Origin of the sequence: Niameybacter sp., assembly GCF_036655075.1 — a bacterium.
Lineage (GTDB): Bacteria > Bacillota > Clostridia > Lachnospirales > Cellulosilyticaceae > Holtiella.
Genome location: NZ_JAVVQU010000003.1, coordinates 60,344 through 81,655 on the forward strand (window position 1 = coordinate 60,344; position 21,312 = coordinate 81,655).

Genomic DNA, 21,312 nt, shown 5'->3' on the forward strand with positions numbered 1-21,312 from the left:
TGAGCGTTGGAATAGGTAGGGACTTATGTTATAATAGGCAAAGATAACTTACTCATGGAAATAAAGAGGAGTACTAGGATGAAAATCTATGCAATTGGAGATTTACATTTAGGCTTGAATATGGATAAGCCTATGAATATATTTGGTGAGACATGGGAAAATCATGTTGAACGTCTAGCTGCTCAGTGGCGAGCAATTGTTACGCCGGAGGATGTGGTTGTTTTGTGTGGTGACTTATCTTGGGCTATGCGACTTGAACACGCTCAGGCGGATTTGGATTTTATAGTGAGTTTACCTGGAAAAAAAGTATGTATTAAAGGAAATCACGACTATTGGTGGGAAAAGATAGGTGTTTTAAATACCTTGTATGACAATATGCATTTTATTCAAAATACAGCTTATGAAATAGGTGATTATGTTATATGTGGAACAAGAGGATGGCAAAGTCAAGATGCCCCGTCACCAGAAGATGAAAAGATTTATAAAAGGGAAGTGGAGAGACTTAGACTTTCTTTAAAAGAGGGGATGAAAAAAGGGGCACGTCAACTAATCGTTGCCTTACACTATCCCCCAACGTATGCGTGCAAGAGGACATCTCCTTTTACACAACTTATAGATGAGTATCCGGTGCGGCACGTGGTCTACGGTCATTTACATGATGAAAAGGCGTGGCAAGAAGCGCTTCAAGGTGAAGTGAATAAGGTACAGTATCATCTTGTAGCCAGTGACTACCTAAGTTTTTGCCCTAAAATGATTGTAGCGGATGAAAATTAAGATAAAGAGGACAGTATATGGAACTACCAGTTAAGTTTAAAGAAAAGATACAAGGACTTTTACAAGAGGAATACGAAGCTTATCTTGAAAGCTATGACTTTCCAGAATACCATGGGATTCGTATCAATACATTAAAAATAAGCAAAGAAGAGTGGGAGCAGCTTGTACCTTTTGAAGGTCTAATGCCTGTGGATTGGTGTGCCGAGGGCTCCTATTATCCAGAAGGACTAAGACCGGCAAAGCACCCTTACTATCATGCGGGACTGTACTACTTACAAGAACCGAGTGCTATGGCGCCAGGTGCGTATATACCTATTGAGGAAGGGGATAAAGTACTGGACTTGTGTGCAGCACCAGGTGGGAAATCCACTCAAGTAGGTGCAAAACTTGGACAGACGGGGTTACTTGTGAGCAATGATATTAGTGCAACACGTGCCATGGCATTGATGAAAAATATTGAGAATTTTGGTATTCGCAATAGCATCATCACGGCAGAGACCTCCGAACGCTTAGCTACCAAGTTTAAGGGGTATTTTGATAAAATCTTAATTGATGCACCTTGTTCTGGAGAGGGAATGTTTAGAAAAAATGAAAATGCCGTAAAAAGTTGGGAAACTCACGGCGTAGCACATTGTTGTAGCCTGCAAGAAGTGATTTTAGAAGATGCTTATACTATGCTGAAAACCAATGGAATGATGCTGTATTCTACATGTACTTTCTCACCAGAAGAAAATGAAGGGATGGTGGAAGCTTTTTTAGCTAAGCATCCTGATTGCAAAGTGCTTCCGCTACAAGGTGTAGGTGGTATTAGACAAGGGCGACCTGAATGGACTAATACCCAAGGGGCTACGTTAAGTGGTGCCCTTAGACTTTGGCCACATCATCTAAAAGGAGAAGGGCACTTTGTATGTCTTATTCAAAAGACTGGTCATACGGTCGATACGACAAAACGCTTGGCGGTTAAAAAACGTATTAAAGATATTGCTATTTTGAAAGAGTTTATAGAGACCTACACTTATTTAGATACGGATACCCCTATTATAGAATTAAAAAACAAAATTTACTTGCAATCAGAAGATGCACCAGACCTTGAGGGGTTACGTGTGATTCGAAGTGGAATGTACCTAGGGGAAGTAAAAAACAAGCGCTTTGATCCTTCACAAGTGTTGCCGATGGCCTATTCAAAAGAAATGTTCAAACAATATATTGATTTAGACATTCGCGATGTGAATGTGGTGAAGTACTTAAAAGGTGAAACACTTCTTGTAGAAGCGCCCAAAGGTTTTAATGTCATTGGTGTAATGGGATATCCTTTAGGCTGGGTAAAAAGTCAAAATGGGACATTAAAAAACCTTTACGCACCCAACTGGCGTATGATGAGTTAATAAAATATAAGTAGAAATGATGGTATTTAAAATATGGCTGAAAAGAAAATGAGATTAGACAAATATTTAGTGCATACAGGCTATGGCTCTCGTTCAGAAGTGCAACAGCTTATTAAAAAGAAAAAAGTAAAAGTAAATGGTGAAGTGGAAAAGCGTCCTGAGTGTGCCATTAGTCCATCAGAAGCAGTGGTGACATTAGGGGAAGAGGTAGTAGATTATAAACCTTTCTACTACTATATTTTAAACAAGCCAGCAGGTTATATTACAGCCACGGAAGACCCAAGACAAGAAACAGTTATGGACTTATTAGATTCTGTCACAAGAGGGCGTAGTTTAGCCCCTGTTGGACGCCTAGATAAGGATACAGAAGGGTTGCTCCTTCTAACCAATGACGGCAAGTTTACACATAGTTTATTATCTCCTAAAAAGCACGTGGATAAATGTTACTATGCTGAAGTGAGTGGAACAGTTGTGCCCGCTGATTGTGAAGCCTTTATACAAGGTGTAGACATTGGAGAATCTAAAGTATGTATGCCAGCGCGCATGGAGATTATTGAAGCACTTGAAGAAACATCAAAGGTATACATCACGATTAAAGAAGGCAAGTTCCACCAAGTCAAGCGCATGATGAAAGCTGTTGGTAAAGAAGTGACTTACTTAAAGCGTGTCACCATGGGAGATTTTAAGTTACCAGAAGACTTAGAACTTGGAGCCTATCGCCAACTTACTCAAGAAGAATTAGACCAACTGATGATGAAATAAGAGAATCATTAGAATAGGTGATGACGTAGAATAAAATAAGCGCAATAATAAAATTTTGTATCAAGCGAATAAGGGGGATGAGGATGAAACGTACATTTGATGCAGTCATTTTTGACTTAGATGGGACTTTAATAGACTCTATGTGGGTATGGAGTAAAATTGATGAAGCTTATTTAGGCCGATATGGCCTTGAGGTAGAGGATTCTTTTGAAGCAGAATTAGAGGGTAAAAGTTTTACAGAGACGGCTGTGTATGTAAAGGAACGCTTTCAAATCTCAGAAAGTGTAGAGGAGATTAAAGCAGAGTGGAACAAGATGGCTGCAGAGTTTTATCAGACACAGGTGCCGCTCAAAAAGCATGTTCGAGAATTTTTAGAATTTGTGGAAACACAAGGACTCAAAATGGGAATTGCTACAAGTAATTCTCAAGAGCTTGTAGCAATTGTACTAGAAGCCCATGATATTCGTGAGAAGTTCCAAGTGATTTGCACATCTTGTGAAGTAGAAAGGGGCAAGCCTTATCCTTATGTCTATCAAAAAGTAGCACAGGATTTAGAAGTAGCGCCTGAACGCTGTCTAGCTTTTGAAGATGTGCCTAATGGGGTGCTTGCTGCAAAACGAGCAGGAATGACTATTTGTGCAATAAGAGATTGCCAAACAGTAGACATGGAAAAAGTACTGCGACAAGAAGCTGATTACTTTGTGGAAGATTATAAGCAAATCCTTGACTACTATAAAAATGATTACAAAAAATCCTATGCATAAAATGCATAGGATTTTTTGTAAAACTATTAATTTTTGCGAATATTAAAGTATAATATTTATAAAAATACAAGTTAGCTAATAAATACTTACCAGAGGTGATCACATGTTTGGATTAAAAGGAAAATCATTTTTGACGTTACATGACTATTCCAGTGAACAAATAGGGGTATTATTAGAGTTAGCGCTTTATAGTGGTGTGCCTGTTTATAATGGATTGACAAACCAATATCATCCTACCCCAATTTTGGCAGACTTACTGACTGTAAAAGAACATTTGGGAAGCTTAAAAGGTAAAAAGTTTATCTACATTGAAGATGGACGTAATAACATGGCAAATAGCTTGATGATTGGATGCTGTAAGATGGGGATGGAAATGGTTATTGCTGCACCCGAAAGTCTTTGGCCAGAAGAAGGTCTAGTGGAGACCTGTAGGGCATATGCTAAAGAAAGTGGAGGAAGTTTGACAGTAGTGCGGACTTAGGTTGTAAAAGGTGCAGATGTCTTGTATACCGATGTATGGTGCTCCATGGGTGAAGAGGATAAAGCGGTTGAGCGTATTAAATTTTTACAGTCTTATCAAATCAATCTTGAACTTATTCAGAAGACAGAGAATGAAAATATGATGCTTAACTTTTAGTATTCTTAATATTTAATAAAATTATTGAATATTAAATAAAAATTATTTATAATTTAATATTATACTGTACTGAAGTATAAAAGAATCTAAAGGGAGGATGTCAAGATGAGAGTATATAACTTTTCGGCAGGACCAGCAGTGTTACCTGTAGAAGTATTAGAAAAGGCCCAACGTGAACTTGTATGTTTTGAAGATGTGGGAATGAGTGTAATGGAGATGAGCCATAGGTCCAAAGCGTATATGAAGATTATTGAAGAAGCTGAGGCAAAACTTAGAAGTCTTATGCACATACCAGATAACTATCATGTACTTTTCTTACAGGGTGGTGCATCACTTCAATTTGCCATGGCACCATTAAACTTGTTAGTAGGTTCAAAAAAAGCAGACTTTATTGACACGGGTGTTTGGTCATCCAAGGCGATTAAAGAAGCTAAGAAATTTGGGAGTGTAAATGTGATTGCATCCTCTAAGGCTGATACGTATAGTCATATTCCTAGTTATTCAAAAGAAAGCTTTGACCCGGAGGCAGACTATTTTTATATTTGTCAGAACAACACAATCTACGGAACAAAGTTTACTACGTTACCAGACACGGGAAATGTTCCCCTTGTAGCGGACTTGTCTTCTTGCATTATGTCAGAGGAGATAGATGTATCTAAGTATGGTATCATCTTTGCAGGGGCACAAAAAAACTTAGGACCAGCGGGTGTGACAGTTGTGATTATTCGTAACGACTTAGTGGGTAAGGCGAGTGAGCGGGTACCAACTATGCTCAATTATCAAACGCATGTAGAGAATGGTTCGATGTTTAATACACCACCTACTTATGCCATTTATATGTTGAAACTTGTATTTGAATGGGTAGAAAGCCAAGGTGGGGTAGCTGCTCTAGAAAAGAAAAATAAGGAAAAGGCAGACTTGATTTATGATTTTCTTGATCAGTCTAAATGTTTTAAGGGGACAGCGGCAAAAGAAGACCGTTCTTTGATGAATGTACCTTTTGTAACAGGAGATGAAGCACTGGATGCGACATTTGTTAAGGCGGCTACAGCTACTGGTCTTGTAAACTTAAAAGGACATAGGAGTGTTGGGGGGATGCGTGCAAGTATTTATAACGCGATGCCAATAGAAGGGGTAAGGGCTTTAGTGAACTTTATGAAAGATTTTGAAGCACAATATGGGGGGGTGGGTCAATGAGAAACATTTACACACTCAATAAAATTTCATCTAGAGGATTAAAAATTTTTGATGAAAGTTATAGTATTCAAGAGACTTTAGAAGCAGCAGATGCTATCTTAGTAAGAAGTGCCAAAATGCATGATATGGCATTGCCAACAAGTGTGAAAGCCATTGCAAGAGCAGGGGCAGGAGTCAATAATATTCCAGTTGAAAAATGTGCGCAACAAGGTATTGTAGTATTCAATACACCAGGAGCTAATGCCAATGCAGTCAAAGAGCTTGTTATAGCAGGACTCCTTTTAAGCTCTAGAAAAGTGGTAGAAGGTATCAATTGGGCAAGTACCTTAACTAAGGACGTGGCAAAAGAAGTAGAAGCGGGTAAAAGTGCTTTTGTAGGACCAGAAATTTTAGGGAAGAAGCTCGGTGTCGTTGGACTAGGTGCTATCGGAGTCATGGTTGCCAATGCAGGGCAGGCTTTAGGCATGGATGTTATAGGGTATGACCCTTATATTTCAGTGGATGGGGCTTGGGGAATTTCACGTCATATTCATCATGCCCTTTCATTAGAACAAATTTTGAATGAGGCAGATTATATTACAATCCATGTACCACTTACTTCTAATACACAAGGCATGTTTAATGCAGAAGCTTTTAGTAAGATGAAAAAGAGTATACGTCTTTTGAACTTTTCTAGGGACACTTTAGTAAACAATGAAGATTTACTCCATGCGATAGAAAAGGGTACTATTGATAAATATGTAACAGATTTTCCTGTAGATGGATTGATTGGCAACCCTCATATTTTAACGATTCCGCATTTAGGGGCATCGACACCGGAAGCGGAAGAAAACTGTGCAGTGATGGCTGTTAAGCAAGTAAAGGATTACTTAGAAACAGGCAGTATTGTAAATTCAGTAAACTTCCCGCGGTGTGAAATGGCATGGAATGCGGCCTTTAGGTTGACAATTATTCATAAGAATATACCAGCTATGATTGGGAAAATCACTAATATTATTGCTACTGAAGGTATCAATATTTCGGATATGCTCAATAAGAGTAAAGGTGAATGGGCATATACTATAATCGATACAGATACAAAAGTAACAGATGAAAATGTTCAGAATATATCTGAAATTGACGATATCATTAAGGTGAGAGTCCTCTTTAAATAGAAAGGATAAAAGGGAGCTATTGCATTGACAAATAGCTCCTTTTTATATAATAAGAAAAAGAAGAGAGGGGATAAAAATGAAAGAGCTATCATTACATTTATTAGATATTATACAAAACAGCGTACGTGCACAAGCGCATCAAATAAAGGTAAGCGTTGATGAACAGCCTAATGCCAATAGGCTGACTCTAACTATAGAGGATGATGGAATGGGAATACCAGAAGTTATTTTTGAGCAAGTGACCAATCCTTTTATAACAACACGAACACTTAGAAAAGTGGGGTTAGGGCTACCTTTTTTAAGTCAACTGTGTCAGGAATGTGCTGGAGAACTAAAAATTGTAAGTGAAGAAGGTAAGGGGACCTGTATTACTGCAACTATGGAATATAATCATATTGATCGACTGCCTATTGGAGATATGGCAAGTACGATGCATGTTTTAATTATGGCACGACCAGATATTCATTATATTTATGTACATAAGTATCAAAATAATGTATTTCTCCTAGATACAGAAGAAGTTAAGAAAATGCTGGAAGGTGTTCCTATTGAGCAGCCAGAGATCTTAGAGTGGATCAAAGGCTATATAGAAACGAATATAGAGACACTTTACAGAATGTAAATAACAGAATTATTGATAAAAAATAAACTTATATAAAATAAGTTGAGAAAACAAACTATTAAGTTTATAATTTTTATAGGATAGGCTATAATTCGTCTTATTCATATACTTAGATCATGTTATAAGCAAGATAGAGAAAGGGAGGGATATGATGAAGCACTTAAGTTTTAAAAAAGGTATACATCCAAATTATCACAAAGCGCTTACCCAGGACAAAGCTATTGAACGCTTGTTGCCAAAAGAAGAACTGGTCTATATGATGCAACAACATATTGGAAGTCCATGTAAGCCGCTTGTAAAAAAAGGAGATAGGGTATTAGTTGGACAAAAGATAGGTGAACCAACAGGATTTGTTGGTGCGCCCATTCATAGTAGTGTTTCAGGAACTGTAAAAGGAGTAGAGGAGCGTGTAAATCTTCAGGGGAATCATACTATGAGCGTTGTTGTTACCAACGATTTCACTTATGAGGAGGCACCAGAGTTGCAGGCTGGTGGTGTGGAAGATTATACAGATCTAAGCCGAGAAGAGATTGTAGATATTATAAAAGAAGCAGGGATTGTAGGAATGGGAGGGGCTACTTTTCCAACATTTATTAAACTTTCACCACCTAAGGAGAAAGTGATTAAGTACATTATCGTCAATGGTGCGGAGTGTGAACCTTATTTGACGTCTGACCATCGTGTCATGCTAGAAGAAGGTGGACGCATTGTAGAGGGGCTCAAAATACTTTTACATATGTTTCAAGATGCTACAGCTATTATAGGAATTGAAGATAATAAAATGGATGCTGTAGAAAATATGACGGCTCTTTGCAGAGAAGAAACACAAATAAAGGTTAAGGTACTTGAAACAAAATATCCACAAGGCTCAGAAAAACATCTCATTTATGCAACAACAGGGCTCGAAGTGCCAAGTGGTAAGTTGCCTGCAGATGTAGGGTCTATTGTACTTAATGTAGACTCCATTGTAGCAATCTGGCGCGCAGTGACAAAAGGTAGACCGATTATGAGACGTATCGTAACAGTTTCAGGAAAGGGTGTACAGAACCCTGCCAACTTTAAAGTGCGTTTAGGCATGAGCTTTAGAGAAATATTAGAAGCCGCAAAGTGGGATGAAACAGCGACTGTTAAAGTCATTTCAGGTGGTCCAATGATGGGAATAGCATTAAGTTCTATAGATGTTCCAGTAGGGAAGGGAACATCTGCTATTTTATGCTTAACCCAAGAAGAAATAGATGATGCTAAGCCTTCTAATTGTATCCGTTGTGGAAAGTGTGTGCAGGCTTGTCCAATGGGGCTTGTGCCAAGCGCACTCCACCAAGATGCACTTCATCATGAAGATGAAGCCTTTAAAGCAGGATTTGGTATGGATTGTATTGAGTGTGGAAGCTGTTCTTATATATGTCCAGCTAAAAGACAACTTGTGCAGTCTATTCGTACAGCAAAAAATAGAGCAAGACAAAAATAGCCAGGGGGAGAAAAGACATGGAAAAATTACTAAATGTATCCTCATCACCACATGCATATAAGCAACATAGTGTAGGAACGATTATGAAAGATGTAATCATTGCATTAATTCCAGCACTTTTAGTGGGGACGTATTTATTTGGGTTACGTGCCCTTTTGCTAACCATTGTGTGTGTTGTATCTTGTGTAGCATTTGAGGCGATATGGCAGACTTTTACACATCAATCATTAACAATCAAAGATTTAAGTGCTGTTGTAACAGGACTACTTTTAGCCTTTAACTTACCAGCAACTGCACCCGTTTATGTACCTATTGTAGGTGCTTTTGTGGCCATTGTTTTGGCTAAACAGTGTTTTGGAGGTGTTGGGCAAAACTTTATCAATCCAGCCCTTGCAGCAAGAGCCTTCTTACTAGCAGCATACCCACAAGCTATGACAAGCTTCGAAGTACCAGAACATTTTATTGGACAAGTAAACCAAGTAACAACGGGGGTTGTAGGGGCAGTGACGGCTGTTGATGCTGTAGGTGGTGCAACACCATTGGTTGCACTGAAAACGGGAAATATGTTTGCTATGCCAACCTTGTTAGATGCTTTCTTAGGGAATATTGGAGGTTGCTTAGGCGAAGTTTCAGCCCTAGCTATTTTACTAGGAGGACTTTACTTGATTTATAAAAAAGTGATTACTTGGCATATTCCAGTATGTTACTTGGGTACTTTGTTCTTGATGACACTTATCTTTGGTGGGCATGGTGTACAAGCAAGCTTTACATCACTCTTTTTAGGAGGCGCAATGCTTGGAGCATTCTTTATGGCAACAGACTATACAACTAATCCGATGACAATTAGGGGGCAAATTATTTTTGCAGTATGTGCAGGTGTGATTGCTGCAGTCATTAGGCTTTTTGGAGGTTATCCAGAAGGGGTAAGCTATAGTATTCTGATTATGAACTTAGCAGTACCACTTATTGATAAGTTTGTAAAACCGGTACGCTTTGGAGGTGGAAAGTCATGCAAGAGCCATTAAAACTTGGTGCAGTCTTACTCGTTATTACCACTATATGTGGTGGCTTACTTGGATTTGTAAATGCCAGGACCGCACCCATTATTGCACAGGGAAAAGAAAAAGCACAGCAAGTGGCAGTGCAACAGCTGTTACCGCTTGCTAAGGAAATGGAAGAAGTTGAAGTGACAGACGTAGGGAAGCTCACCACAGTGTTTGTTACTTATGATAGCGGTACTTATATAGGGGCGGTTGCAAAAGTATACCCAGATGGATTCGGTGGTAGTATTGAACTTTTAGTAGGTATGCATGCCGATGGAACATTAGCAGGCGTACAAGTTCTAACCCATGCAGAGACACCGGGATTAGGTGCGAATATGACACAAGATGCTTTCAAAAATCAATTTAAAGATCAACAAACGCCACTTGGTGTGAGCAAAACCACAAGTGGAGATGGAGAAATTATGGCTATTACAGGGGCAACGATTACAAGTCGTGCAGTCGTGGATGGTGTAAATGAGGCAACAGCGTATATGAAAGCCCATCAGGCTGCCTGGGAAAAGGGGGAATACTAGATGAAAGCACTTATTGAACGTCTTAAGGCAGGGATTATTGCAGATAATCCAACCTTTATACAAGTGTTAGGGATGTGTCCGACTTTAGCTGTTACAACAAGTGCCAATAACGCGATAGGCATGGGGCTTGCTACAACAGCCGTATTGATTTGTTCAAATACGGTGATTTCACTTCTTAGAAAGTGTATTCCTTCAAAAGTACGTATTCCAGCCTTTGTTGTTATTATTGCTAGTTTTGTAACCATGATAGACCTCTTACTACAAGCATATATTCCAAGTTTACATGCACAGCTAGGTCTGTTCTTACCATTGATTGTTGTAAACTGTTTAATTCTTGGAAGAGCAGAAGCGTATGCGTCTAAAAATAAAGTACTACCTTCTATATGGGATGGAATAGGTATGGGATTTGGATTTACGATTGCACTGACAGTCATTGGTGTGATTAGAGAAGTTTTAGGTGCAGGCAGTATCTTAGGGATATCCATTATGCCAGCTAGCTATGATCCGGCCATTATTATGATTTTAGCACCAGGTGCATTCTTTACATTGGCTATTTTAATGGCACTATTTAATGCACTGAGAGCGAAGAAGAAATAGGAGGCGGACTATGGAACTATTATTATTATTTTTAAGTGCAGCATTGGTGAATAACTTCGTGCTTTCAAGATTTTTAGGAATCTGCCCTTTTTTGGGTGTATCTAAAAAGATTGAAACAGCTATGGGGATGGGGATGGCTGTAACTTTTGTTATGGGTCTTGCTTCAGTGATTTCTTATGCTGTCTATACGTTTATACTTGTACCACTTAAGTTAGAGTATATGTATACAGTAGCTTTTATTTTAGTTATTGCTTCATTAGTTCAGTTTGTAGAAATGGTCATCCAAAAGATGAGTCCAACTTTATATTCTGCACTAGGTGTTTATTTACCACTTATTACAACAAACTGTGCTGTACTTGGAGTAGCTATTTTGAACATGCAAAAATCTTACTCTCTTATTCAATCTGTTGTAAACGGTGTAGGAGGGGCAGCCGGATTTACACTTAGTATTGTGCTTTTAGCAGGTATACGTGAGCGTATTGAAAAAAACAATATTTTACCATGTTTAAAAGGTTTCCCTATTACGCTGATTTCAGCAGGGTTTATGGCCATAGCATTTCTAGGTTTTCAAAACCTTATTAAATAGAAGGGGGAAACAAAATGAATATTATGGAGATTGTTAATCCTATTTTAGCAATAGGCAGTATGGGTGCCCTTTTTGGTGTTGGACTGGGTATAGCCTCTAAAAAGTTCGCAGTGCCTATAGATGAAAGAGTAAGTGCTATTCGTGACCAACTTCCAGGTGCAAACTGTGGAGGATGTGGTTTTGCAGGTTGTGATGCATTTGCAAAAGCTGTTGCAAATGGAGAAGCCAAAACAAATGGGTGTCCTGTGAGTAGTGATGTACAAAAAGCTGCTATTGCAAATATTATGGGGGGTGAGATGGTAGCTGAGGAAAAACAAGTAGCTATTATAAGGTGTCAAGGAACTACCGATCAAGCCACTACAAAGTATTATTATGAAGGTATTCAAACCTGTGAAGATGCTCAATTAGTAGGAAATGGACCTAAAGGATGTACTTATGGGTGCTTAGGATTTGGAAGTTGCGTGAAAGCTTGCCCATTTGGAGCACTTACCGTAGAAAAGGGTTTAGCCAAAGTAGATGAAGAGAAATGTAGGGCTTGTAGTGCTTGTGTAGCAGCGTGTCCAAGACGTTTGATTTATATTGACAAAAGTCAAACAACATATCAGGTTAAATGTATGTCACGTGATAAAGGGAAAGACGTAAAGGCTGTCTGCCAAGTAGGATGTATTGGTTGTGGTCTTTGTCTTAAACAATGTGAAGAGGGGGCAATTAAGCTTGAAAATGCATTCGCAACAATTGATACAGACAAATGTATTGGATGTGGCAAATGTGTTGCTAAATGTCCAACGCATGCCCTTGTTGCACATCATTTATAGAGTCTAATAAAACCTTAGCTGAATAACCAGGCAGCTAAGGTTTTATTATTTGAGTACCTATGTATAAGAATTAAAGTATGGTACAATAAAATAGACTTTGCACACATATACAAAACAATAATAGGGGGATGTAAGATGAAGACAAAAAATTTCTGGGTATTGCTCCTGTGTATGTTAGCAGGGCTTACAGTTGGGTATTTTATTGGGGACTTATGTGGTGATGTACCAGTTTTAAGTTTCTTAAATTATAGTCAAGTATTTGGGCTCGAACAGCCAGTAAGCCTGGATTTTGGTGTTTTAATAGCAGTAGTTAAACTACAAATTAAAATTAGTTTAGCGGGAGTTATAGGCATGGTAAGTGGTGTGATTATTTATAAGAAGCTTTAAAAGGAGATGCAGATGAAAGAAATAATTTTAGCTTCTTCTTCACCAAGAAGAAAAGAGCTTATGGGGCTTATTCCCACTCGGTTTAAAATAATAACTAAAGAAGTAGAAGAAACAATTAATGTAGCATGTTCACCCAAGGAAAATGTTCAAAACTTAGCAGATAAAAAGGCTTATGCTGTAGCTTGTGACCACAAGGATGAATGGGTACTTGGATGTGACACTGTGGTTGTTTGCGAAGAAGAAATCTTAGGAAAGCCTCAGAATGTGGAGCACGCTAAAGAGATGTTAAAGCGTTTAAGTGGACAAGCGCATCTTGTTTATACAGGAGTCAGCTTAAGAAATATAGCTAGAAATGTAAAGATTACACAAGCTGTATGTAGTAAAGTATACATGAAAGAAATCTCAGAAGAGGAATTAAAGTGGTATGTTGCAACGGGAGAGCCTTTAGATAAAGCAGGTGCTTATGGCATTCAAGGCTTAGCGAGTAATTTTATGGAGAAAATTGAAGGCGACTACTTTAATATTGTGGGATTACCAGTCTCAACAGTCTATGAAATATTAAAACAACAACAGCTCATAAACTTATAAAAATTTAAGGTCTTTCGAAATAAATTATTAAAAATTAGTATAAATCTGAAAATAATAGGTAATCATTTAATAGGTTATAGAAGGAGTTACCATTATGAAAATAGAAGATTTTCCTATAGAAGAAAGACCTTATGAAAAATTTTTAAAGTATGGTGAGCAGGGTTTAAGCGACATTGAACTTTTAACCATTCTTATTCGAACAGGTACAAAGGCATTAAGCAGTATAGATATTGCAAAAACTTTGCTTGTAGACGAACAAGGACGTGTAAACTTACTTAAGCTTTATGAAAATAATTTAGAAAGCCTCATGAGTATAAAAGGTATTGGTAAGGTGAAGGCCATTCAAATTTTAGCTTTACTTGAAATGAGTAAGCGCCTTTCTAGGACAAAGAGTGGTGAAAAGATGAAGTGGCAGTCTCCGACAGATGTGGCCAATTACTTTATGGAGACATTGCGTCACAAGAAGATGGAGCAATTTCTTGTGGTATACTTAGATACAAAATGCAAATGTCTAGGCTACGAAGAAATTTCAAGAGGAAGTTTGAATGCTTCAATTGTCCACCCTAGAGAAGTTTTTAAAGGAGCTATTTTAAAATCGGCTTACAGTATTATTGCTTTGCATAATCATCCAAGTGGTGATCCAACTCCAAGTAGAGAGGATGTACAGATTACAAGTAAGCTAAAGTCTTCAGGAGAAATGCTTGGAATAGGATTATTAGACCATATTATTATAGGTGATGGCGCATTTATAAGCTTAAAGGAGCAAGGGTATCTTTAAAATATTTATGTGGCAAATATGGTTTTTATGTTGAAAAATAACGAAAAAAACTGTATCATGTTAACTGTGGGATTTTATGCAAATTCTATAGGATGATGAATGAATAAAAATGAATTTAAATAGGATCATAAGATAAAATTGACATGGTAGGAGGAACTAAATATGTTCGGAAGAGATATGGGAATTGATTTAGGTACTGCAAATACACTTGTATTTGTAAGAGGGAAAGGTATTGTTGTAAATGAACCTTCAGTAGTTGCGATAAAGGAAAAAACAAACCAAATTTTAGCAGTAGGTGACGAAGCAAAGAAAATGATTGGTAGAACACCAGGTAGCATTGTAGCGATTCGTCCACTTAGAGATGGGGTTATTGCAGACTTCGGTACAACAGAGGCAATGATTCGTTACTTTATTGGTAAAGCTTACAAACAATCATTATTCTCACCCAAACCACGTGTAATCATTTGTGTGCCATCAGGGGTTACATCAGTAGAAAAGCGTGCAGTTGAAGAAGCAACACTTAAAGCAGGTGCAAAACAAGCACTTATTATGGAAGAACCAATGGCAGCGGCAATCGGTGCTAACCTTAGAGTAGAAGAACCAACAGGGAACATGGTGGTTGATATCGGTGGTGGTACAACTGATGTTGCTGTTATTTCTTTAGGGGGGATTGTAGCAAGTAAATCCCTTCGTATTGCAGGAGATGAGTTTGATGAATATATTGTTTCTTACATTAAAAAAGAATACAACCTTATGATTGGTGAGCGTACAGCTGAGCAAATTAAATTGACAATTGGGGCAGCTTACCCAACAGGTGAAAACAATACAATGGAGATTAGAGGACGTGATCTTGTAACAGGACTTCCAAAAATCTTAACAATTACTTCTCAAGAAGTAACGGAAGCCATTAAGGAACCAGTTAATGCGATTGTAGAAGCCATTAAGTATACATTAGAAAAAACACCACCAGAATTATCAGCAGATATTATGGAAAGTGGCATTATGCTTACAGGTGGTGGGGCACTTCTTACAGGCCTTGATACACTCATCAGCTTAGAAACAGGTATGCCTGTTAACATTGCAGAAAATCCATTAGATTGTGTTGCACAAGGGACAGGTTTAGCACTTGAAAATATTGAAAAGTGGGCAGGACTATTTGCCGACGATAAATAGACAAGGAGAGAGGGGCCTTGAAATTATCTCAAAAAGCAAAAAAGAAGTTAATTATAGTAGGAATAAGTGTTGTTGCGGCTCTCTCTGTAACACTGGTATTAGGTGTTAAATATAATATCTCTATTTTGAGTGGTATAGCAGACGTTGTAACTTACCCATTTAAAGAAGGTATTCATTTTTTAACGAACCAGGTCAAAGAAGTTGGTGACTATTTTGTAAATGTAGACAATCTTATTAAAGAAAATGAAGAGTTAAAAATGCAAAATGATCGACTTGTATATCAAAATACCATGTTGACTCAGTATAAAGGTGAAAATGAGAGCTTGAAAGAGTTACTGTTGCTTAAACAACGCTATGAGGAGTATCCTACAGTAGGTGCAAATGTGATTGCAAAAGATACAAGCAACTGGTATAAGTCCTTTAATATTGATAAAGGACTTATACACAGCATTAAAGAAGATGATGTACTTTTATCAGATGGTGGACTTGTTGGACATGTGACGAAGGTGAACCCCTTGTCATCTGTGGCCCTTTCTATTATTGACGATAGAAGTTCTATTAGTGTAAAAGTCGTACGAACAGGGGATACAGGCATCTTAAGAGGTGATGTGGAACTTGGTAGTCAAGGCTTGTGTAAGTTAGAAATAGATGTAGAATCTGAGATTGTAAAGGGAGACCAAATTATAACGTCTCATCTAAGTGATATTTATCCACCAGGTATTCCTATTGGAACAGTGGACGAAGTGACAACAGGTAAAAATGGCTTAACCCAATATGCTTATATTAAACCTTTTGTTGATTTCAAACATTTAGAAAGTGTGCTCATTATTTCTACAGATGATGAAGAATAGAGGGTAGACAAATGCGAATAGTCGTAATTGGAATGTTACTTATTCTAACACATATTTTAGAAATGACACTTTTTGATACCATTCGTATAGGTGCAGTGGCGCCCAACTTTATGATTATGATTATTGTCTCTTTTGCTTTGTTAAGAGGAAGCAAAGAAGGCGCAATTATTGGTGCAGCTGCTGGACTTTTATATGATGTAACATTTGGTATGTTTTTAGGTCATCAAGCAATTCCTTACTTTTTAGTAGGTTATATTTGTGGCAAGTTTAATAAAAACTTTTACCGCGAAAACTTTATTATGCCATTCTTTTGTACACTGTTCAGTAGCTTTTTTGTAAGCTTTGTATCTGTGCTTATTTACATTATGCGAGGCAAGATGAATCTTTTCTTTTTCCTTAAGACCCTTGCTATTCCAGAAGTCATCTATACGGTTACTTTATCTCTCGTCTTTTACCAACTTATTTACCTCATTAATGAGAAGCTTGAAATAAGAGAAAAGAAAACAAGGAATATATTTTAATAGGAGGGTGTCATGAAGAAGAAAGTTAATAATATCCTCCATATGTTATCAGATAGGCTCTTTTTGTTGTTTGGTGGAATATGTGTTCTGTTTCTTGTCATTACAGGGAAGTTTTATCAGTTGCAAATTATTGAACATGATAAGTATGCCAATAATTTGCGAGCAAGTGTAGAGCGCAGCATCCAAGTGGAAGCACCTAGGGGACTTATTTATGACCGATATGGAAGGCCGCTTGCAGTGAATAAGCCGACAAATGTGATTAGTATTGATCAACAAGTTCAAATGAAAAAGTCTGAACTTAATCGTATTTTGTTAGAAGTAGTCGAATTGTTAGAGGCAAATGGGGATACATATGTTGATGAAATTCCTATTTCTAAAGAAGCACCATTTGAATATACAGAAGGTAAAACAAGCATTAACCAATTCATGTATTCTATTCCTTATAACAATGAAGAACACAGGCAAGAGCTTTTGCAAAAGTCGGCGGGTGAAGTCGTTGAATATTTACGAGGGAAATATGATATTGATCAAACAATGACAGATGAGGAAGCAAGGAAAGTCATTGCACTTCGTACAGAAATCTATAAAGTAGCGTATAGCAAGTATAAGACTGTAAAAATAGCGACAAGTGTGTCAAATGAAACGATTGCCTACCTAGAAGAGCATCATAATGATTTTCCAGGGGTTGTTGTAGATGTAGAAGCCGTGCGTTACTATACAGAACCAGAAATTTTAGGCAACCTTATTGGATATACGCGTACTATTACAGAAGCCCAGTATGAAGAAATGAAAAACGAAGGCTATGACAAAGATGATATTGTAGGGCATGAAGGTGTAGAAAAAACTATGGAAAACGAACTTAGGGGCAAAAAGGGACTTGAGCGCGTAGAAGTAGATAATGTAGGACGTAGGGTGCATACCATAGAAAAAGATGATGCTGTTCCAGGAAATGATGTCTTTTTAACTATCGATTTAGACTTACAAAGAGTAGCCTACGAAAGTGTAGAGAGGAATTTAAGCCAAGCTATTATTGAAAAACTTAAAGGAACGAATCCAAAAGCTTTTTCTTTAACGAGTAAAGAGATTATTATTTCTATGCTAAATAGTAGCCAACTTGACTTAAAACAAATGGAAAAAGCACCAGAAGACTCGATGCAAAATCAATTGTATCGTAGACTTATGAAACGCTATGAGCAGTTAGACGCTGTTGTGAAAGAAACCATGACACCCCTACAATTACTCACACAACTTTTAGAGGAAGAAACAGGAGAATTTACAGAGAAGGAAATGCTCCTAGCCTTTCACGAGCAAGGTGCGGTGACACTTTCAACAGATACCATTCAAGCTTTCAAAGTAAATCGAACAGGCTCAACAGAATATACACTTATTGAACAATTTGAAAAAGGTACACTTAAACCTAATCAAATGTCTGTCACACCATCTAGCGCATCGACAGTTGTAATAGATGTAGCTACCGGTGAAGTTTTAGCCATCGTAGGGTACCCATCTTACAATAGTAATGAAATGACAACCAATTTTAATAGTTATTATAATACCTTGTTTGATAATCGCAGTATGTTATGGAATAGGGCGTTGATGACAGCTAAAGCACCGGGCTCTACTTTCAAAATGATTAGTGCTATAGCAGGTTTAGAAGAAGGTGTTGTAAATCCTGATACTTTAATCTATGACTTAGGTGTTTTTGAAAAAGTGGGTAAACCTGCACCACGTTGTTGGATTTATACCAACAATGGACATGGACATGGAAATGTTAATCTTTCAAAGGCACTAGAAGTATCTTGTAACTATTATTTCTATGAATTAGTGTATCGATTAGGTCTTAAAGGTGGTACACCATATGGCGGCATTGATATGTTGACTAAATATGTTGAAATGTTTGGACTAGATAAAAAAACAGGAATTGAACTTGCAGAATCTCCACCTAATATTTCAACACCTTATAACCTTGTAAAGAACCAAATTGCAGAACAATTTTCAGCTATCCGTAAGTTAGATGAGAATCAGTTGAAAAAGTATATTGAAGAAATTGTTCAAGTAATGGAAAAAGGAATTTATCCTATTGAAAATCAAGTTGGAGAGGGATTGGATGAAGAAATAAGCTTTTTAGCACAATATGAGCTTAAGCGTAACTTAGAACCTTTGTTCCAAGATGCTTTTGATGACCACCTAGGTGAAGTCATTGAAAGTGCTTATAAGCAAATGCAATTAAGTCTCCAAACAGATTCTCAAACTTACTTAAATCAAATTCTTGAAGGTACCATGAATGACACAAAAGAACGTTCTTTACGTAATAAGGCAAAGGCACAACTTGTCGTTGTATTGGAACAAATGCTAGGTGATAGCCTAGATGCTCAAATTGCAGAGGTGATTGACAAACTGGATATTTATGAAATTTTGGATGCATACGAACATGCTTACAATACATTATACAACAGGCAGATTAAGCAAACACCCGATGCAGAGATAGTTGTTGAGCTTAAAAAGCGTCTAGAGACAATTGATGAAACACAAGATTTTTATAAAGAAGATATGCTAAAGAAATTTAAAGCAAGCTTGATCAATAATATTGCTAACGAGGTTCTTTCAGGGCTAAGACTTGATTGGACAGATGGTACAACTGTGCGTACAGCAATTGGACAAGGAGATAACGCTTTTACACCCATTCAGATGGGGCGTTACATTGCAGCATTAGCAAATGGCGAGAATGTTTATGACTTACGTATTATTAATGGGATTGATCATGTCAAATCACAAGAAGGTTATATTTCTACCACACCTAGTGTTTACAATAAGCTTGATCTTAAACCTTCTACTTTAAAAAGTGTCTATGAAGGAATGTATCAAGTTACACATGGCACATTAGGTTCGGCAAGACAGATTTTTAAAGACTTTGAAATCCCAGTAGCAGGCAAGACCGGTACAGCACAGGAAAATAATGATGAGCATAGTTGGTTTGTAGGTTTTGCCCCCTATGAAAATCCAGAAATAGCTATTGTTACAACCGTATACAATGCCTATGGACAAGGAACTTATGGACAAGAGATTAGTAAAGATATCTTGTCTGAATACTTTAATTTAGGGCAAGAGGTACCTAAGACAACGCTTGATAATATGTTTGTTGAATAGTGGGGAGGATGAATATGGATAATCTTGTTGTATTTAAAGGTTCCGTAGATGGTATTACAGTCATGTTAGATGAAACCGCACCTTTTGAAGCTTTAATTGATAATTTTGTAGAAAAACTAGAGAACTCTAAGAAGTTTTTCAGTGGTGCAAAAGTGAATATGCGTTTTAAAGGGCGTAAATTATCGAAGGAGCAACAAGATGAGTTGATGTGCCTTTTGACACATCAAAATATCCTGAATGTTGCATTCATTCATGATTTTGAGCAAACAGCAAGTGCTAAGTCAGAGGATGAAATAAGAAGTATTTTAGAAGATATGGATAAGCCAAATGTATCACTGACTAGGTACCACTATGGCATCGTACGTTCAGGACAACATATTGATTTTAGGGGAAGTGTAGTTATTATAGGAGATATAAATCCGGGTGGCGTGATTACAGCAGGGGGAAGCATTATTGTGATGGGTACGTTAAATGGGAAGGTCCATGCAGGATTGGATGAACACTTTAAAAACCCCTTTATTTTGGCGACCAATATGCACCCAATGCAAATTGGCATACGTCATGTGATTGCCCAATCCCCAGAGGGTGAAGTCGTAAATAGAAATAAAGTACAGATGCCACACATTGCATATGTAAATAATGATCAGATCTATGTAGAAGAAATAGATTTTAAAACACTTAATCATATGATAGAATAATTAGAACAGAAAGTATAAGAGGGGGATAAACATGAGTCAAGTAATTGTCGTTACATCAGGCAAAGGTGGCGTAGGAAAAACTACAACTTCAGCAAATATAGGTACTGCATTAAATTTATTAGGTAAAAAAGTCGTATTATTAGATGCTGATATTGGTCTTAGAAACTTGGATGTTGTAATGGGTCTTGAAAATCGCATTGTCTATGACTTAGTAGATGTGGTTGAAGGAAGATGTCGAGTAAAGCAAGCTCTCATTAAGGACAAGCGTTTTGAAGGACTTTTCTTACTTCCAGCAGCTCAAACACGAGATAAGGATGCGGTAAGTCCAGAACAAATGAAAAAGCTTTGTGATACATTAAAAGAAGACTTTGACTACATTATTGTAGATTGTCCAGCAGGTATTGAACAAGGATTTAAGAATGCGGTTGCAGGTGCAGATCGTGCACTTGTTGTGACAACACCAGAAGTTTCAGCAGTACGTGATGCAGATCGTATTATTGGGCTTCTTGAAGCAAATGGCATTTCTAATACGCAACTAATCATTAACCGTGTGCGTATGAATATGGTTAAGCGTGGTGATATGATGGCTATGGATGATGTTGTTGAAATTTTAGCTATTGATCTTATTGGGGTTGTGCCAGATGATGAAAATATTGTGATTACTACTAATAAGGGAGAACCAGCAGTAGCAGATAAAACGGCACTTGCAGGCAAAGCTTTTAGAAATATTGCAGATCGTATTGAGGGGAATGAAGTACCTTTCATGGATCTTGAAATGGGTAGTGGCTTTTTTGATAAACTTAAAAAAATGTTTGGTTTTAATAATTAAAAG

Annotated in this window: 22 protein-coding genes and 1 pseudogene; all 23 read left to right on the forward strand. The window is 37.5% G+C overall.

The window, feature by feature from the left end:
• Nucleotides 1-78: 78 nt before the first annotated feature.
• The 23 genes and pseudogenes from RRY75_RS01875 (at nt 79) to minD (ending at nt 21,309) form a co-directional block, all read left to right on the forward strand.
• Complete coding sequence (locus RRY75_RS01875; protein WP_332527183.1) at nt 79-774, forward strand: metallophosphoesterase; 696 nt, start codon at nt 79-81, stop codon at nt 772-774.
• A gap of 17 nt (nt 775-791) precedes the next feature.
• Nucleotides 792-2,159 (forward strand): RsmB/NOP family class I SAM-dependent RNA methyltransferase, encoded by a 1,368-nt coding sequence (locus tag RRY75_RS01880; protein WP_332491668.1) that lies wholly within the window; start codon nt 792-794, stop codon nt 2,157-2,159.
• Nucleotides 2,160-2,192: 33 nt separating this feature from the next.
• Nucleotides 2,193-2,921 (forward strand): pseudouridine synthase, encoded by a 729-nt coding sequence (locus RRY75_RS01885; protein ID WP_332491670.1) that lies wholly within the window; start codon nt 2,193-2,195, stop codon nt 2,919-2,921.
• Between the two features lie 77 nt (nt 2,922-2,998).
• Nucleotides 2,999-3,685, forward strand: a complete 687-nt coding sequence (locus RRY75_RS01890) for an HAD family hydrolase (RefSeq protein ID WP_334309705.1) — start codon at nt 2,999-3,001, stop codon at nt 3,683-3,685.
• 103 nt (nt 3,686-3,788) lie between these two features.
• Nucleotides 3,789-4,322: pseudogene (locus RRY75_RS01895) on the forward strand (hypothetical protein).
• Between the two features lie 105 nt (nt 4,323-4,427).
• Nucleotides 4,428-5,519 (forward strand): 3-phosphoserine/phosphohydroxythreonine transaminase, encoded by a 1,092-nt coding sequence (gene serC, locus RRY75_RS01900; protein WP_332491673.1) that lies wholly within the window; start codon nt 4,428-4,430, stop codon nt 5,517-5,519.
• Nucleotides 5,516-6,673: a phosphoglycerate dehydrogenase gene (locus tag RRY75_RS01905; protein ID WP_332491675.1), complete on the forward strand. Its 1,158-nt coding sequence runs from the start codon at nt 5,516-5,518 to the stop codon at nt 6,671-6,673. The genes serC and RRY75_RS01905 overlap by 4 nt, the downstream gene beginning before the upstream one ends.
• A 76-nt stretch (nt 6,674-6,749) precedes the next feature.
• A complete protein-coding gene (locus RRY75_RS01910) occupies nt 6,750-7,295 on the forward strand; it encodes an ATP-binding protein (protein WP_332491677.1) in 546 nt (181 codons plus the stop codon).
• A gap of 151 nt (nt 7,296-7,446) precedes the next feature.
• Nucleotides 7,447-8,763, forward strand: a complete 1,317-nt coding sequence (rsxC, locus tag RRY75_RS01915; RefSeq protein WP_332491679.1) for an electron transport complex subunit RsxC — start codon at nt 7,447-7,449, stop codon at nt 8,761-8,763.
• Between the two features lie 17 nt (nt 8,764-8,780).
• Nucleotides 8,781-9,788, forward strand: a complete 1,008-nt coding sequence (locus tag RRY75_RS01920; protein ID WP_332491680.1) for an RnfABCDGE type electron transport complex subunit D — start codon at nt 8,781-8,783, stop codon at nt 9,786-9,788.
• Nucleotides 9,773-10,339 carry an RnfABCDGE type electron transport complex subunit G gene (locus RRY75_RS01925; protein ID WP_332491682.1) on the forward strand — a complete coding sequence of 189 codons (567 nt, stop codon included), beginning with the start codon at nt 9,773-9,775 and terminating at the stop codon, nt 10,337-10,339. Before RRY75_RS01920 ends, RRY75_RS01925 begins: the two co-directional genes overlap by 16 nt.
• Nucleotides 10,340-10,936: an electron transport complex subunit E gene (locus RRY75_RS01930; protein ID WP_332491683.1), complete on the forward strand. Its 597-nt coding sequence runs from the start codon at nt 10,340-10,342 to the stop codon at nt 10,934-10,936.
• A gap of 10 nt (nt 10,937-10,946) precedes the next feature.
• Complete coding sequence (gene rsxA / locus RRY75_RS01935) at nt 10,947-11,522, forward strand: electron transport complex subunit RsxA (protein ID WP_332491685.1); 576 nt, start codon at nt 10,947-10,949, stop codon at nt 11,520-11,522.
• Nucleotides 11,523-11,536: 14 nt separating this feature from the next.
• The gene (locus RRY75_RS01940; RefSeq protein ID WP_332491686.1) at nt 11,537-12,337 is read left to right on the forward strand and encodes an RnfABCDGE type electron transport complex subunit B; all 801 of its coding nucleotides are present in this window, start codon (nt 11,537-11,539) and stop codon (nt 12,335-12,337) included.
• A gap of 135 nt (nt 12,338-12,472) precedes the next feature.
• On the forward strand, nt 12,473-12,724 hold the full coding sequence (locus RRY75_RS01945; protein WP_332491688.1) for a DUF4321 domain-containing protein: 252 nt from the start codon (nt 12,473-12,475) through the stop codon (nt 12,722-12,724).
• Nucleotides 12,725-12,736: 12 nt separating this feature from the next.
• Nucleotides 12,737-13,312, forward strand: a complete 576-nt coding sequence (locus RRY75_RS01950) for a Maf family protein (RefSeq protein WP_332491689.1) — start codon at nt 12,737-12,739, stop codon at nt 13,310-13,312.
• A 94-nt stretch (nt 13,313-13,406) separates the two neighbouring features.
• Nucleotides 13,407-14,090 carry a RadC family protein gene (radC, locus tag RRY75_RS01955; protein ID WP_332491691.1) on the forward strand — a complete coding sequence of 228 codons (684 nt, stop codon included), beginning with the start codon at nt 13,407-13,409 and terminating at the stop codon, nt 14,088-14,090.
• Nucleotides 14,091-14,252: 162 nt separating this feature from the next.
• Nucleotides 14,253-15,263, forward strand: a complete 1,011-nt coding sequence (locus RRY75_RS01960; protein WP_332491692.1) for a rod shape-determining protein — start codon at nt 14,253-14,255, stop codon at nt 15,261-15,263.
• A gap of 17 nt (nt 15,264-15,280) precedes the next feature.
• Entirely contained in the window at nt 15,281-16,114 is an 834-nt protein-coding gene (gene mreC / locus RRY75_RS01965) for a rod shape-determining protein MreC (RefSeq protein ID WP_332491694.1), read from the forward strand.
• 11 nt (nt 16,115-16,125) lie between these two features.
• Nucleotides 16,126-16,635, forward strand: a complete 510-nt coding sequence (gene mreD / locus RRY75_RS01970) for a rod shape-determining protein MreD (RefSeq protein ID WP_332491696.1) — start codon at nt 16,126-16,128, stop codon at nt 16,633-16,635.
• Nucleotides 16,636-16,647: 12 nt separating this feature from the next.
• Nucleotides 16,648-19,782: a penicillin-binding transpeptidase domain-containing protein gene (locus RRY75_RS01975; protein ID WP_332491697.1), complete on the forward strand. Its 3,135-nt coding sequence runs from the start codon at nt 16,648-16,650 to the stop codon at nt 19,780-19,782.
• Nucleotides 19,783-19,796: 14 nt separating this feature from the next.
• Nucleotides 19,797-20,480, forward strand: coding sequence for a septum site-determining protein MinC (locus RRY75_RS01980; RefSeq protein WP_332491699.1), 684 nt, complete (start codon nt 19,797-19,799; stop codon nt 20,478-20,480).
• A 31-nt stretch (nt 20,481-20,511) separates the two neighbouring features.
• Entirely contained in the window at nt 20,512-21,309 is a 798-nt protein-coding gene (minD, locus tag RRY75_RS01985) for a septum site-determining protein MinD (RefSeq protein WP_332491701.1), read from the forward strand.
• Nucleotides 21,310-21,312 lie beyond the last annotated feature (3 nt).